The 13778-nt window shown below is 45.3% G+C and carries 17 protein-coding genes and 1 tRNA gene; 3 read left to right on the top strand and 15 right to left on the bottom strand.

The annotated features are described in order from the left end of the window. Window positions 1-3 precede the first annotated feature (3 nt). The 13 genes from KQI_RS0111105 to rpsF all read right to left on the bottom strand — a co-directional run bounded on the left by KQI_RS0111105 (window position 4) and on the right by rpsF (window position 11455). The gene (locus KQI_RS0111105) at window positions 4-921 is read right to left on the bottom strand and encodes a DUF2232 domain-containing protein (RefSeq protein WP_010346822.1); all 918 of its coding nucleotides are present in this window, start codon (window positions 919-921) and stop codon (window positions 4-6) included. Window positions 922-926: 5 nt separating this feature from the next. Beyond that, window positions 927-1229: a MazG-like family protein gene (locus KQI_RS0111100; protein ID WP_007433209.1), complete on the bottom strand. Its 303-nt coding sequence runs from the start codon at window positions 1227-1229 to the stop codon at window positions 927-929. A 121-nt stretch (window positions 1230-1350) separates the two neighbouring features. After that, window positions 1351-1779, bottom strand: a complete 429-nt coding sequence (locus tag KQI_RS0111095; RefSeq protein ID WP_010346821.1) for a CBS domain-containing protein — start codon at window positions 1777-1779, stop codon at window positions 1351-1353. Between the two features lie 34 nt (window positions 1780-1813). Continuing rightward, window positions 1814-2872: an LCP family protein gene (locus KQI_RS0111090; RefSeq protein WP_029390114.1), complete on the bottom strand. Its 1059-nt coding sequence runs from the start codon at window positions 2870-2872 to the stop codon at window positions 1814-1816. Window positions 2873-3109: 237 nt separating this feature from the next. Continuing rightward, a complete protein-coding gene (locus tag KQI_RS0111085; protein ID WP_010346819.1) occupies window positions 3110-4051 on the bottom strand; it encodes a D-alanyl-D-alanine carboxypeptidase family protein in 942 nt (313 codons plus the stop codon). Between the two features lie 82 nt (window positions 4052-4133). Then, window positions 4134-5099 carry an ABC transporter ATP-binding protein gene (locus KQI_RS0111080; protein WP_010346818.1) on the bottom strand — a complete coding sequence of 322 codons (966 nt, stop codon included), beginning with the start codon at window positions 5097-5099 and terminating at the stop codon, window positions 4134-4136. Further along, window positions 5096-6079 carry an ABC transporter ATP-binding protein gene (locus KQI_RS0111075; RefSeq protein ID WP_010346817.1) on the bottom strand — a complete coding sequence of 328 codons (984 nt, stop codon included), beginning with the start codon at window positions 6077-6079 and terminating at the stop codon, window positions 5096-5098. The genes KQI_RS0111080 and KQI_RS0111075 overlap by 4 nt, the downstream gene beginning before the upstream one ends. A gap of 13 nt (window positions 6080-6092) precedes the next feature. Next, window positions 6093-7016 carry an oligopeptide ABC transporter permease gene (opp4C, locus tag KQI_RS0111070; protein ID WP_010346816.1) on the bottom strand — a complete coding sequence of 308 codons (924 nt, stop codon included), beginning with the start codon at window positions 7014-7016 and terminating at the stop codon, window positions 6093-6095. Between the two features lie 11 nt (window positions 7017-7027). After that, the gene (locus KQI_RS0111065; protein WP_010346815.1) at window positions 7028-7990 is read right to left on the bottom strand and encodes an ABC transporter permease; all 963 of its coding nucleotides are present in this window, start codon (window positions 7988-7990) and stop codon (window positions 7028-7030) included. A gap of 68 nt (window positions 7991-8058) precedes the next feature. Next, on the bottom strand, window positions 8059-9798 hold the full coding sequence (locus tag KQI_RS0111060) for an ABC transporter substrate-binding protein (protein WP_010346814.1): 1740 nt from the start codon (window positions 9796-9798) through the stop codon (window positions 8059-8061). Between the two features lie 537 nt (window positions 9799-10335). Further along, on the bottom strand, window positions 10336-10608 hold the full coding sequence (rpsR, locus tag KQI_RS0111055; RefSeq protein ID WP_007433228.1) for a 30S ribosomal protein S18: 273 nt from the start codon (window positions 10606-10608) through the stop codon (window positions 10336-10338). Between the two features lie 21 nt (window positions 10609-10629). Beyond that, window positions 10630-11121, bottom strand: a complete 492-nt coding sequence (gene ssb / locus KQI_RS0111050; protein ID WP_010346813.1) for a single-stranded DNA-binding protein — start codon at window positions 11119-11121, stop codon at window positions 10630-10632. Window positions 11122-11170: 49 nt separating this feature from the next. Next, window positions 11171-11455 carry a 30S ribosomal protein S6 gene (rpsF, locus tag KQI_RS0111045; protein WP_007433230.1) on the bottom strand — a complete coding sequence of 95 codons (285 nt, stop codon included), beginning with the start codon at window positions 11453-11455 and terminating at the stop codon, window positions 11171-11173. Between the two features lie 217 nt (window positions 11456-11672). Here rpsF and KQI_RS0111040 point away from each other — a divergent pair, with 217 nt between their 5' ends. Together KQI_RS0111040 and KQI_RS0111035 are read left to right on the top strand one after the other, a co-directional pair. After that, a complete protein-coding gene (locus tag KQI_RS0111040) occupies window positions 11673-11867 on the top strand; it encodes a YjzC family protein (RefSeq protein WP_010346812.1) in 195 nt (64 codons plus the stop codon). A 366-nt stretch (window positions 11868-12233) separates the two neighbouring features. After that, window positions 12234-12551, top strand: coding sequence for a hypothetical protein (locus tag KQI_RS0111035; protein WP_010346811.1), 318 nt, complete (start codon window positions 12234-12236; stop codon window positions 12549-12551). Between the two features lie 85 nt (window positions 12552-12636). Here the strand turns inward: KQI_RS0111035 and KQI_RS0111030 are convergent, their stop codons facing one another. Beyond that, window positions 12637-13002, bottom strand: a complete 366-nt coding sequence (locus KQI_RS0111030; RefSeq protein WP_010346810.1) for a hypothetical protein — start codon at window positions 13000-13002, stop codon at window positions 12637-12639. Window positions 13003-13256: 254 nt separating this feature from the next. Here KQI_RS0111030 and KQI_RS0111025 point away from each other — a divergent pair, with 254 nt between their 5' ends. After that, window positions 13257-13517, top strand: coding sequence for a hypothetical protein (locus KQI_RS0111025; protein ID WP_010346809.1), 261 nt, complete (start codon window positions 13257-13259; stop codon window positions 13515-13517). A 126-nt stretch (window positions 13518-13643) separates the two neighbouring features. Here the strand turns inward: KQI_RS0111025 and KQI_RS0111020 are convergent. Continuing rightward, window positions 13644-13734 (bottom strand) — tRNA-Ser (locus KQI_RS0111020). Between the last annotated feature and the right edge of the window lie 44 nt (window positions 13735-13778).

The raw sequence follows: 13778 nt of genomic DNA, 5'->3' as shown, positions 1-13778 counted from the left end.
ACCCTATTTCTTTGATCTCGTAATAGCTTCACGCAGCGGAAAGGCCAAATCAATAATACCTATAATGCGGAGCGGCGGGACAATCAGGACGACGAGCGACAGCAGCAGTGCAATCACCGAACTCATTTTACGGCTATGCATCCAGAAGTAAACAAAACCAATCGTCTGAATGGTGAAGCATGCATGGACTAGCGGCAGCATACTGATGGAAACCATTTGAATCCAGCTGCCATTGGAGGAACTTGCTATCCATTCAATCACAATCGCCAGCAGATAATACCAGATCAGCGCGCGCGGCAGCCTCCACTCTCGGGCAGGCTTCATTTTGCGTACCGGCACATCAAGACTGCTCAACGCCGGACGTACCAAAGCGTGTGTGATTACAGCCAATAAAAAGGAGGTTACAATCAGCACATATGGAACTCTACCGATAAGCATCGTGCTAAGCTTCTGGGTATCTTCCGCAGTCCAATGGGTGCCCGAAAGCACCGGGTTGGCGCTTATAATCTGCTGTACAATACTTTCCGTTATCGCCGCCTGATCACGAAGATACTGCGAAAGATCAAATCCGAATGAATACGTAGCGATAAGCAGCACAACCAGCAACTCGGCTAAAATAACGCCCATTCCTGTCATCAGAGCCTGAAAAGACGATCCTCCCCTTTTATAAATCCGTCCCATCAACATCGCAGGAATCAGAAAATAAATCGCAAGGAGCAATGAATACACATCTAGTAGCGCCAAAATCAACAACGCTGGTATGACGTGAGTCAAAAATCCTTTGAAATGCAGCGATGAAAACAATACAGCGCCAGGCACAATTAGCAAAAAAACGGTAATGATTTTCAGTGGTGTCAATAAAGTCAGCAGCAGAAGCAAATAAATAACGCTCCATGCTACAGTTGCCAAGCGGAATTTCAACGTTTTCACCTCTTACGCATATGTTCTTCCAGTGCAGAAATATCCTGATACCAATCCTCCAACTGGTGTCCTTCTTTTCTGTGTCTTCTTAGCTTGTCGATGAGTAGATCATCCAATTCACGGTAAGACACTCCAAGACGCCTTCCCAAAATATAACTGCTCATCATTAAGCTCGCCAGACAATCGCCAATACGGGCTGTGCTGCCTTCCCACATCGCTTTAAACAGACGGGAAACTTGGTCAAGAACTTCTGTTTTGAGCCATTCAATAACCTTGGCCCTTTTCACAACATCCATTTCTTTAGGCATATGATGAAGAGTCACACTCCTCTGAAAAAGCTTTATTCTCCATTATAGCATATCCTATTTTGAAAATAACTGTTACCCCATAGGAGAAATCGTTATTTTCAAAAGCAGCTATGCGCTTATTTTAAGATGAAGTATTAAATGATTCTCTGGACACAAACTTTTCACAATACTCAATAATTTGGCTGCGGCGCACGATACCGATAAACCGTTCCATGTCATCCACAACGGGTACAAAGTTCTGCACTTTAGCCAAATTAATTAAATCCTCCATATTGGCATCAATGGACACCGGCTTCATCGAAACCCGCAGCGGAACGTCCTTGAGCATGAACTTAGAAGCGTTTTCAAAGGTGATTTTCCCCTCGGAATCTTTCATATGCCACAGCAGATCACCTTCCGTAACCGTACCAACATATCTGCCTTCCTTATCTAAAATGGGAACGGCCGTAAAACGGTGATATTCCATTCGTTCCAACGTTTGCCGCAAAGTAGCATCTGCCGTTACACAAGCGACCTCCTGTTTGGGAAGCAAGAAAAAAGCGATATTCATGAGAAACGAATCCCCCTCAAAATCAAATGATTACTCACTGAATGTCCTGCTTGGCGGGAAGCTTCAGCGTCTGCGGGGTTGTATCGGAATCCAACCAATTCGCGATCAGAAGTCTGGCATATTCCAGCTCCTGTTCATTGGCACGATCATAATACACGCCCTTCTTCTTGAACCCTTCCCCCGTAATCGTAAAACTTGAGATTTGTGGTTCACCCTGCGTGATAGCCTGCTTGCCAAGACCTGTAATAAAAGCAGGCTCCATATCGGTCTTGAAATTGGCCCCCATAATATCGAGCAGCTCCGGAATTTTGGAAATTCCGTTGATATTCAGCAGCTTATCTGCCATAGCATTCAGAAAAATTTGCTGTCGCTTCGTACGGTTGAAGTCGCTATCTTCCCGATATCTAACATAATACATGGCTTCTTCACCATTATAAAGCGGCTTCCCTGCCTCTATGCGAAACTGGATATGCAGCGGATTTTTGTTCTCAATCGGCTTGTCGATTGGAAGCACAACCCCGCCCACTGCATTCACGGCATCCTGAATACCCTGGAAATTAATCGTAGCATAATAATCGGCCTTATGCTCCATTAGCTTCTCTACCGTAGCCATGGACATATCTTCGCCTCCGAACGCATAAGCGTGCCCCAATTTATCAAAATCATCCTCACCATCGCGATTCGGATCATGTCCGGCAATCTGTACATACGTATCCCTGGGGATGGAAATCAACAGCACACGCGATTCCGCAGGCCGTACTGCCGCATACATAACCGTATCTGAACGACCACGCGCCTTTTCGTCTGGCCTCTGATCGGTGCCCAGCAACAGCACCGAAAACGGCTCCTGGTGGTAAGCCACCGGCTCCTGGTGTTTCTGTTCTCCAGACAGGCGCGGCTGATAGGACTTCTCCAATTTTCTTTCCACCGTCGGAGATACAAACCAGTCAAAAGCCATCAGTGTTAACTGTTTGCGGAACAGATACCCTCCCACTGCGACTAGAAATAAAACAATACATGAAATATATAGGGCGTTAAACCTTTTTTTCTTTTGAGGCTTACCGCTGGTCCTTCTCTTATGTCTTCTCTCCATAACAGGTTCTTCCTTCCTTCTTTCCTTCACAAACCCCATCTCTTCATTAAACCGAATAGATCCCTCATGAAGCGGAGGCTTCCCCTCAAAGCATAAAAGGTCTGCTGCCTTGTTGTCAAAAGTGCCATGGCGCATACGCTCAAAACCCATGCCAAAAAGGCTTCGCCCTCACGGTCAAAGCCTCATTTCAAGTTTGTAGCCTGTATCCTATGTAGCCCTTCAGATTCATTCCTTGCCTTAGTGCAGCGATAGCTTTACCAAATTTTGCAGCCGTATCGGGAAAGAGGTAGACAGCGAAAAACCATAGTCGAACAGCTTCCGTGTCTGCTCAAATCGCTCCTCCTTGCTCGGCGCACCGAGTACCACAGCAATTAACCGTCTGCCATGCTGTTCGGCGGTACCCGTGAAGCAATATCCAGCATCACTCGTATATCCGGCTTTCAGTCCATCGGTTCCGGCATAAGAGTACGGTCCAGCCAGGGAAGGCAGCATCCAGTTCGTATTACTAATGTAGAGCCCCTTATCCTTTAACTCCATTTGCGTGCGGCTGGACGTTCTTAGAATCTCCGGATGTGACGCAATCAGATAAGAAGCCAGCTTTGCCGTGTCGCTTGCTGTCATTTTCGTCTCTCCGCGAATATCCTCGGGATGATTCGGTCCCAATTCACTCTGCCCTGCTCCAGATGCATTGCTAAAGCGGCTGTTGGATGACAATCCAATTTGGGCAGCCTTCTCATTCATACGCTTCACAAAAGCCGCTTCATTGCCTGCCGAGCGCTCTGCCAATGCCACAGCGGCGTCATTGGCTGAATACACAACCATACTCTGGAACAGTTCGGATACCGTCATCCTTTCGCCATACCGTAGAGATAGATTTATACCCCCCACCGTACTCGCGTAACGGCTAATTCGTACCTCATCATTCCAGCCTAGCCGTCCAGTGCGAATATCCTCCAGCACCAACAGCTCGGTCATGAGTTTGGACATATTGGCGGAGGGCATAGGCGTATTGCCGTTCACATCCATCAGCAATTCCCCGGTATGCATATCCATCAGTACCGCAGCCTCTGCATCCACATCCGGCTTCCCAACCAACAGGCGGGGTCCAAGTGTAATAAAAATCAATATGATAAGTACCGGGACAATAATAGCCCAACGTAACCAGTGTTTTTTCATCATCGTAATAACCCCCATATTTATTAGACGATGAAAAATTCATTTTGTCTGCAATTTTTCGAAAAAAAGATACAATTTTTTTACCTTAGACAAAATGGCAGGATACAAAATGCTGATCGCCCGCATCCCGATATACCGGAGCCTCTGCTTTACAGCGTGCTTCCGCCATAGGACAGCGCGTATGAAACTTGCAGCCAGACGGCGGATTGGCCGGAGAAGGAATGTCCCCTTTCAGGACAATTCGCTGTCTCTTGACCGTCGGATCGGGAATCGGAACCGCCGATAGCAGCGCCTTCGTATACGGATGAAGCGGATTGCGGAACAGCTCCTCCTTGGAAGCCAGCTCTACCATTGAGCCCAAATACATTACGCCAATGCGGCTGCACAAATGCTCAACCACACTCAGATCATGCGAGATAAACAGATACGTCAATTGACGTTCCTGCTGCAAATCACTTAACAAGTTAATAATCTGGGCCTGAATGGATACATCCAGTGCAGACACCGGTTCATCTGCCACGATAAAATCAGGATTTAAGATCAAGGCCCGTGCAATCCCGATCCGCTGGCGCTGACCGCCAGAGAACTCATGCGGATACCGATCATAGTGATACGAGGACAGGCCGCAAATGTTCAGCGTTTCGTTAACCTTCTTCCGTAGTTCGCCACGGTCAATCAGCCCGTGATCCAGCAACGCCTCTCCGATGGCTTCACCGACCTTGATTCTCGGGTTCAAGGAGCTAAAAGGGTCCTGAAAGACGATTTGCAGCTTGGGACGAAGCGCCCGGATTCGCTCCTTGCTTAATGCGTGCAGGTCTTCTCCTTTGTATCGCACCGATCCATCCGTCTTATCCATCAGCCTGAGAATGGTCCGCCCAATCGTACTTTTTCCACAGCCCGATTCCCCTACCAGACCGAAAGACTCACCCTTATGAATGTCAAACGATACATCATCGACCGCTTTCACATGTCCGACCGTACGCTGAAAAACACCACCTGTGATCGGAAAATACTTTTTCAGCCCTTCCACCTGAATTAAAGGCTCGCTCATATCTGTTGCCCTCCTTCTTTCTCATATAGCCAGCAGGCAACCTTATGACCATTCTCCTTTGTGTTCAAGGGAGGAGCCTGATCCTTGCAAATTTGCATACAATGCGCACACCGATCATGAAAATGACAATTTTCTTCCAGCTCAATTGGATTGGGAACCTGACCAGGGATGGAGTACAGTCGATCCATTTTCTGATTAATGACAGGTTTCGCCTTTAATAGCCCTTGAGTATACGGATGCTGCGGGTTTTTGAACAGCTCAATGACAGAAGCCTCTTCAATGACGTTGCCGGCATACATGACGACCACATAATCAGCCATCTCTGCCACAACACCCAAATCGTGTGTAATCAGCATAATGGAGGTTTTCAGCTTATCCTTCAAATCCCGCATCAAATCGAGAATTTGCGCCTGGATCGTCACATCCAGAGCCGTTGTCGGTTCATCTGCAATCAACAGCTTCGGATTACAGCTTAAGGCGATGGCGATCATGATCCGTTGGCGCATACCGCCACTCAGTTCATGGGGATAGGAATAGAATATTTCCTCTGACCGCGAAATGCCTACCAAGCTAATCAGTTCAATCGCTCGCGCACGTGCTTCCTTTTTACTCATTAATGTATGCATGAGCAGCGGTTCCGTAATCTGTTCTCCAATCGTTAGCACCGGATTCAGAGAAGACATCGGCTCCTGAAAAATAATTGAAATGTCATTGCCGCGAATTTGCTGCATTTGACCTTTATTAAGCGTTAAGAGGTTTTTGCCCTCAAACCAGATTTCACCGTCTGAGGTGTGGGGAGAATCAATCAACCGCATCATCGTCATCGCCGTTACACTTTTACCGCAGCCGGATTCCCCTACCACACAGAGCGTTTCACCCTCACGAATTTTAAAACTGACGTCATTGACCGCTTTGACAGTTCCGCTAGAGGTATGAAAGTGGGTTTTCAGGTTACGAAATTCAATCAAAGCATTTTCCATAAACGTTCGTCTCCTACTTCTTCATTTTAGGGTCCAGTGCGTCGCGCAAACCATCGCCAATCAGGTTGATGGCTACAACTGTAATGAGAATACACATGCCCGGCGGAACCCATATCCAAGGCCGTTTGCGGAAGTCGATCAGGTTATTCGCCGCCGAAATCATATTCCCCCACGAAGGAGTGGGCGGCACCACGCCAATTCCCAGATAACTGAGCGCAGACTCTGTAATAATCGCACCAGCCACCCCAAGCGTAGCCGTTACAATAATGGTAGGAATGGTGTTCGGCAGCAAATGACGGAATATTTTTCGGCGATCTCTCAAGCCCAGCGCCTCTGTGGCCTGCATGAACTCCTGTTCACGGAGTGTAAGAATCTGCCCTCTGACCAGACGGGACAAACTCGTCCAGCTCAAGGCCCCGATAATGAGCATCAGAAAATAAATCCGGTTCGACGGATCGACCTTCAAATCGGATAACACCGCGCCTAAAATAATAAGCAGCGGCAGCGTAGGCAATGCCATAAAAATATCGGCAATTCGCATAATAATCGTATCCACGCTTTTGCGGTAAAATCCTGCCAGCGCCCCTAATGTCGCACCGATAGCAACCGAAATAAATGTAGCGACCAGTCCCACCGTCAAGGAAATACGGCCAGCCAGCATCGTACGCAACAAAATATCTCTACCAAACTTATCCGTACCGAGCCAGTACTGAGCATTAGGCGATAAATTTTTGTCAGATAGCTTGTAATCATCTAAATGATAAGGTGAAATCATCGGCCCAAATGAACAGATGATCACCATCAGAATCAAAATAACAAGTCCGGCTAAAGCCAGGCGGTTTCGGTTAAAACGGCGAACGGCGATTCTCCATGGAGACGCTTCAGGACGGATCGCCGCCTTTTGATTAGGTTCAATCGTGACGGTTTCTGCGGACAATAGTATCCCTCCTATTTCAAGCGAATTCTTGGATCTGCCATGCCATACAATACGTCAGAAAGTAAATTGCCAATGAGCGTAAGGACCGCCAGGAAAATGGTGAAGCCCAGCATAAAAGGGTAGTCCCGCATGCTGATTGACTCAAGATAAACCTGCCCCACACCCGGCCACACAAATACCTTCTCCAGAATCATGGCCCCGCCAAATAAGGCCGGGAGCTCGAAGCCGAGCAGTGTGATTGCTGGAATCAGTGCGTTGCGCAGAGCGTGCTTGAAAATAACCGTCCGTTCCTTCAAGCCTTTGGCACGTGCAGTACGAATGTAGTCCTGACGGATAACCTCCAGCATGCCTGTACGGAAATACCGGGTTAGGCTGCCTGTACTCAACATCGTAAGTACGAGTGTCGGCAGGAACATATGCTTGAGAATATCCGCCATATAAGCCCACGAGCCTGGCTCCATCCCTGCTGTGGTCATGCCCCCAACCGGGAGAATCCCCCATTCGAGTGCGAATATTTTGATCACCAAAAGACCTATAAAGAATGATGGCAGTGACATACATAAGAAAATGAATAATGTGACAAACTTATCGAACAACGAGTATTGAAACTTGGCTGAGAACACTCCAGCAATGATCGCAATCAGCCAGCTAAAAATAAGACTAAAAAAAGCGATAATAAAAGAGTTCCATACATAATTGCCAATAACCTTCGTTACCGGCTGCTTATGCTGTAATGAATCTCCCATATTTCCCTTCAGCATATTACCGGCCCATATAAAATAGCGTTGGTACTCCGGCTTATCCAGCCCGTAGATATGTCGTAGCTGCTGCGCCTTTTCGGCGGTCATATTCGGGTTCTGCTTGGCTGTAATATAATCACCCGGCACCATGGCTGAAATCGCAAATACGATAATGGATATGCCAATAAGTGTGGGGATGAGCTGCAGCAGTCGGCGAATAATGTACTGCTTCATAATCATTCCTCCAGACGAATAAAGTGATATGCCCAGCCCGTGAGAGCTGAGCATATGATTGGCAACCCTTATTGAGCGATCTGAGCGTTATGCAAAGTGAATTCAAAATCCTTGTATGGCGAGATATCAAAGCCGGTCAAACGTCCATTAATCGGCCACATATCTCTGCGTTGGTACATAAAGATAACTGGCAAATCTTTGTTCAATTCTTGATAGAGCTGTTTGTAAATCTCCTTGCGCTTCTCTTGATTCAATTCATGCTTACCGGCAAACGACAACTCATCGACCTTTTTGTTTGAGTAGCCGATATCATTTTGTGCACCATTTGTAATATAAACCGTTGAATCCGGATCAGGTGTCAAGCCCCAAGCTGCAAAGAACATATCGTACTTGCCTGTATCCTTTTTATCCATAATTGCGTTAAAATCCAATGTTTCGGACGTCAGCTTAATGCCCAGTTCCTTATAATTGTTCGTCATAATCGGCAGCAACGCTTCTACAACGGGATTATCAGCGGTCGCAGAGAAATTAATAGTCAGCTTCTCTCCGTCCTTCTCACGGATACCGTCCGCGCCAGCCTTCCATCCTGCCTCATCCAGCAAAGCCTTCGCTTTAGCCATATCAAATTCATACTTATTGATGCCTTCATCCGTGTAAGACCAGGACTCTGTAGACTGAGGAATGTTAATCACATTCGCATATGGACCATATACGCCCTGCACAATCTCCTTGCGGTTCAAGCCAATAGTTAGAGCCTGACGTACTTTAGGGTCCTGAAATTTCTTTTCTTTGTGGTTAAACGCGATATATCCATAGCCGTTCGTCGGCATAATATGCACATCCAGGAAGCCCAGAGCCTTCAATTCCTCTACGTTATCCTCGGTAACCGTAACGTTGTCCATATCTGTTTCACCTGTTTGCAGCATGGACAGATTAGTCTCTTCCGTCGTTGTTTTGAAAATAACCGATTTCACTTTTGGTGCACCCTTGAAGTAGTTCGGATTTGCTTCAAATACCACTTGCTGGCCCGGAGAAAAGCTCTTTAGCACGTATTGCCCGGAGCCGATTGGCTTGTTATTAAGCGCCTTAATGCTATCCAGATTGCCCTTTTTGTAGCCTTTTCCATAATAAGCCTCTGGCATGAAGTATTGCTCACCCAAAAAATCTTTTGTATAGGCTGTTGCTTCTGTAACTGTTATTTCTACCGTGTTATCATCAATGACTTTGATACCGGAGATATCATTTGCTTTACCATCGTGATATTCTTTACCGCCTTTAATTTTGAACGATAAAATGTCAGTTTCACCGTCGTAATTCGGATCATGCAGCACTTTGAGAACAAAGGCATAATCCTTCACCGTTACCGGCGTGCCGTCGCTATACTTCACACCTGGTTTCAGATGGAATGTATATTTAAGACCGTCCTGCGATACATCCACCTTGTCGGCCAGACTATTTTCATATGTACCATCTGCTTTCACCTGCAAAAAGGAATCAAACACCGTTCTGACTACATATAAATCGTAACTTGTTTGCCAGAAAAGCGGATTAAATACCCCTTTAGGTGATGTCATACCTACCACAATATTATCTTTCCGATTGGTTGCTCCCGGTGGATTTTGTGCCAGATCAGTCGCTTTAATGACACCCTCCGTCACTTGTGTACTAGCTTCATTACCCTCTGTTTTATTGTCCGCATTGCCCTGCTGTTGCTGTGCCTCATTAGCACCTCCGCTGCATCCTGCAAACAGAACACCCACAATCGTAAGCACCATAAGCAAAGAAACCCATTTCTTCGTCTTTACCATCCTGTTACTCCCCCTTAGTCGGTTCTTTATTTAACAGCTTGCTTCATTCCTGCGGTAATTCATTAAAGCTTAAGGTTCGAAAATGAAGTGTGTACATCCTCCTTACTGTCACCCATGATAGCGTAAACACGTGTTTTAGACCTTTGGTCAATTTTGTGAATTGGTAACCATTACATTTTTATTAAGGTTTATCTTAAGTGTAAAATAACATCACGTCAATATCTTTTTTTATGTAATATAGAAAGTTTTAAATATCTATTTATGTAAATTTCATGAGTTTAATTTGTAGGAAATGAAAAAATATAGAACTTGATGTAATATAAAATAACATGATGGAGTATCGGGATGTTTGCTCTGGTGAGTTGGGGAACTTGTAATCTTACAAGTAAATAAAAGATAAACTTACGTGCTATGGTTAAACATGGATTGTATTATAAGTAAGTTACAATAGATGGCACTTGTTGTCAATATAAAAAGTCACAAAAAAAGAGACGCTCCCAGCATTGGGAACATCTCTTTTTTTATTCCATCACGCTACTATTCAGTAGTGTAAGGAAGCAATGCGATTTGACGGGAACGTTTGATCGCGATTGTCAACATACGTTGATATTTCGCGCTTGTTCCAGTCACACGACGAGGAAGAATTTTTCCACGTTCGCTGATGAATTTTTTAAGCAGGTCTGTATCTTTATAGTCAATGTGAGTAATTTTGTTCACAGTGAAGAAACATACTTTACGACGTTTGTTGCGACCACCACGACGAGCTGGTCTTTTGTTATCGTCTCCGCCTTCTCTTTGTCTGAAGCCCATTCTTTGTCAGTCCTTTCCCAATTAAAATGGTAAATCATCATCCGAAATATCGATCGGTTTTCCGTCATCGGAAAAAGGATCCTGATTGTTTCGCGAGTTATTATTCCCGCGTCCACTATTACTGTTACCGCCTCCGAAAGGAGACTCCTCACGCATACCTCCACCGCTATTGCCGCCACCGTTGCCGCTATCGCGGTTAGATTCCAAGAAACGCACATTATCAGCTACAATTTCAGTCACGTATACACGTTTTCCTTCATTGTTCTCATAATTACGCACTTGAACACGGCCTTCAACAGCCGTCAAACGACCTTTACGAAGATAGTTAGCGCACGTTTCAGCAAGCTGACGCCAGGTTACGATCGGCAAGAAATCCGCTTCCCGTTCGCCGCCTTGACTTGTAAACGGACGGTCTACAGCCAGGGTGAACTGGGTTACTGCTACACCGGACGGTGTATAGCGCAGCTCTGGATCTTTGGTCAAACGACCGATCAGAATGACACGGTTCAACAATCCAATCCCCTCCTTTGAGCGTTGTTCATTACATAATCACGTACAATAATTAAGCTACGTCGTTCGTAATGAGATAACGAATTACTTCGTCAGAAATTTTCATGATACGCTCAAGCTCAGTAACAACAGCAGGCTCTGCTGTGAAGTTTACCAGAACGAAAGAACCATCACGGAATTTCTTGATCTCATACGCAAGACGGCGTTTAGTTACATCGTGATTCGTAATTTCGCCACCGCCGTTAGAGATGATACCTTGGAATTTGTCGACTGTCGCTTGAACAGCTTCTTGTTCAATGTCAGGACGAATAATGTACATCACTTCATATTTGCGCATTCTTTACACCTCCTTATGGACATAAGGCCCTCAATCTTGGTTGAGAGCAAGGAACGAGCCTAAACTCGCACTAAAACAGTTTACCAAATTGAGCGACTGAATGCAACCTGCTGGAACAAAAATTACGCATCGATACCACTTCCGCATGTTTCTGCTCACGACAGCGCACAATAACCGTTGCAGTCCAAATTCGTTTATCTAAGGGAGGTACAATTTCATGGGTGAAAAAACCGAATTCGAGCCAGGTGACAAGGTCCCAAATGACGGCGTATATATGGAAGTAGGCGAAAAAAGCTTTCATACCGAAATTCAAAACCCGCAGCAAGTCACGCTGGAAAGAGGCGATTCTTTTCCGGAAACAACCAACCATAACCGCAAGTGGAAGAAAAAAACGAAAGCCCGCGTTCATTAATGTATATTTCCTCGGAATCTGGGCCATATTATGATTAGGCGGTACAACAGAGAGGTGTGGTTCCGTTGGACAACGTAGCCGGACAAACTGTTAGGAGATCCATTCAAGGCATTAGAAGCGTTAGGTTTGTGTAAAAGGACACTGTCTTTTCAACACTGGTATTGCTTGTCAGTACACCAAGTTTCATGATGTGATTGGACAGATCGTATCCTGTTAAAAATGTATCGCCTACGATGGAGGACCTTTGGGGTCCTCCTTTGTTGCATTATCGCACTTTTTGCATATACTGGTAAAATGCAGATTAATTCAGCTCCTTCTGCTAGAATATATCCAAATACAAAGACCGACTATTACGGAGGTTTTAAGATGAGCTATTCTCGAATACTAAAATGGATATCAGGCATATTCGAATTGGTGCTTGCTGTACCGATTGTGGGAGGAGCCATTGTCATAGGGACGGGTTATTCGGCTCTGGGCTTCATGCTAATCCTGCATGCAGTGACACTCATCCTGTCCTTACGCAATCAGGAGGCGATCTACGGCTCTGTATGGGGTATACTCACTTCCTTGCTTGCCTGGATTCCCATCATAGGCTGGGTCCTTCATTTGATTGCAGCCATCCTTCTGATGATCTCCGGCTCGAAGAGAACAAAACGCTATCATTATCCGCCAAACCAGCTATAACCACCCCAAATACTCCTGACGATACTGATTTCTGTTGCTGTCAGGAGTATTTTTTGCTGTAACGACACCTCTCAGAAGGAACAGCTTAACCCTTGTCTTTTATAAGATCGAGCCGCAGGTCTCCCCTTCCCCGCAGACACAGCAATTCATTGAACAGGAAAGTAAGGCCGCTCTTGTCCCTCCAATCTCTAATGATCTCCGTTACTACCTCCATCAAATCACGCCGAATCCCCTCTGCCAGTTGTAACCCTGCACTGTCACCCTCGATGAACAAATGTGTATGTTCCGGCTGATCCAACTTGCGTACCTGACGCAGACATAGCACACCATTGTCCAGATAGAAGAAGTAGCATCCCTTATATAGAACCCCTTCGAATATCTCATACATATGCGGCAAATCATACGGCCCGTATACCATCGAAGCCCATTCCAATCCCAATGATTTACTCATACATCGCTTCCCCTTCCCTGATGAAAATAAGTTATCCTTCTTCCCTTGTAATATGGAGCAAAAGTATGTAACCGAAATTAATAAAACTTAATAAGTACTACTTTATTAGTAACACTATATAAAAATAGTACTACTCAGTGAGTAGTATGTCAATAGGATATACGAAAAAAGTTTTACGATGAAGGTAGTGTAGGATATAATAACAAATAACTAATTTAGTTTTCTACAATATGTTTCTAAGGAGGCTCATTAGCTTGGGTCAAATTCATTTTAAATTGAATGAAACACTAGAAATGATTGGAGCTACACGTAACAAGATCGCAGTGGAGTCGAAAACAAGACCTGCTACTATTCTTGATTTAGCGAGTGGCGATACAAAAACCATTAAGTTGGAAACCTTGGTCAATATCTTAAATGCGATAAACGAAATCGCCCACAGCCACGGATTGGAAAAAACATTTGGTATTGAAGATATCATTCAGTTCGTCCCTCAAAGCACAGAAAATACGCGCTAATCCACTTTGGGATAGCGCGTATTTTTTCAAAAATTTGATTCTGTACTTCAAAACTCTTTCCGAAAATCAAAAAATCTCCTACGCCCATAAGCGTAAGAGATTGGTTTAATTATTCAATAAAGTTAGTGGCGGAAAGAGTGGGATTCGAACCCACGCACGCCTCGCGACGCCTAACTGATTTCGAGTCAGCCCCCTTGGACCTCTTGGGTACCTTTCCGCAGCAAGGTTTATTATATCATGAATGCAACCATGACGCAAGCT

Origin of the sequence: Paenibacillus peoriae KCTC 3763, from assembly GCF_000236805.1 — a bacterium.
GTDB classification, from domain to species: Bacteria; Bacillota; Bacilli; order Paenibacillales; family Paenibacillaceae; genus Paenibacillus; species Paenibacillus peoriae.
This window is presented reverse-complemented; position numbering and strand designations above follow the sequence as displayed.

What these genes read in the sequence shown, in the direction of transcription:
- KQI_RS0111075 (WP_010346817.1), bottom strand. Translation starts at nt 6,079, where the DNA reads ATGGAAAATGCTTTGATTGAATTTCGTAACCTGAAAACCCACTTTCAT.
- rpsF (WP_007433230.1), bottom strand. Translation starts at nt 11,455, where the DNA reads ATGCGCAAATATGAAGTGATGTACATTATTCGTCCTGACATTGAACAA.
- KQI_RS0111060 (WP_010346814.1), bottom strand. Translation starts at nt 9,798, where the DNA reads ATGGTAAAGACGAAGAAATGGGTTTCTTTGCTTATGGTGCTTACGATT.
- KQI_RS0111080 (WP_010346818.1), bottom strand. Translation starts at nt 5,099, where the DNA reads ATGAGCGAGCCTTTAATTCAGGTGGAAGGGCTGAAAAAGTATTTTCCG.
- KQI_RS0111035 (WP_010346811.1), top strand. Translation starts at nt 12,234, where the DNA reads ATGAGCTATTCTCGAATACTAAAATGGATATCAGGCATATTCGAATTG.
- KQI_RS0111095 (WP_010346821.1), bottom strand. Translation starts at nt 1,779, where the DNA reads ATGAATATCGCTTTTTTCTTGCTTCCCAAACAGGAGGTCGCTTGTGTA.
- KQI_RS0111090 (WP_029390114.1), bottom strand. Translation starts at nt 2,872, where the DNA reads ATGGAGAGAAGACATAAGAGAAGGACCAGCGGTAAGCCTCAAAAGAAA.
- KQI_RS0111040 (WP_010346812.1), top strand. Translation starts at nt 11,673, where the DNA reads ATGGGTGAAAAAACCGAATTCGAGCCAGGTGACAAGGTCCCAAATGAC.
- KQI_RS0111065 (WP_010346815.1), bottom strand. Translation starts at nt 7,990, where the DNA reads ATGAAGCAGTACATTATTCGCCGACTGCTGCAGCTCATCCCCACACTT.
- KQI_RS0111030 (WP_010346810.1), bottom strand. Translation starts at nt 13,002, where the DNA reads ATGAGTAAATCATTGGGATTGGAATGGGCTTCGATGGTATACGGGCCG.
- KQI_RS0111085 (WP_010346819.1), bottom strand. Translation starts at nt 4,051, where the DNA reads ATGATGAAAAAACACTGGTTACGTTGGGCTATTATTGTCCCGGTACTT.
- KQI_RS0111100 (WP_007433209.1), bottom strand. Translation starts at nt 1,229, where the DNA reads ATGCCTAAAGAAATGGATGTTGTGAAAAGGGCCAAGGTTATTGAATGG.
- rpsR (WP_007433228.1), bottom strand. Translation starts at nt 10,608, where the DNA reads ATGGGCTTCAGACAAAGAGAAGGCGGAGACGATAACAAAAGACCAGCT.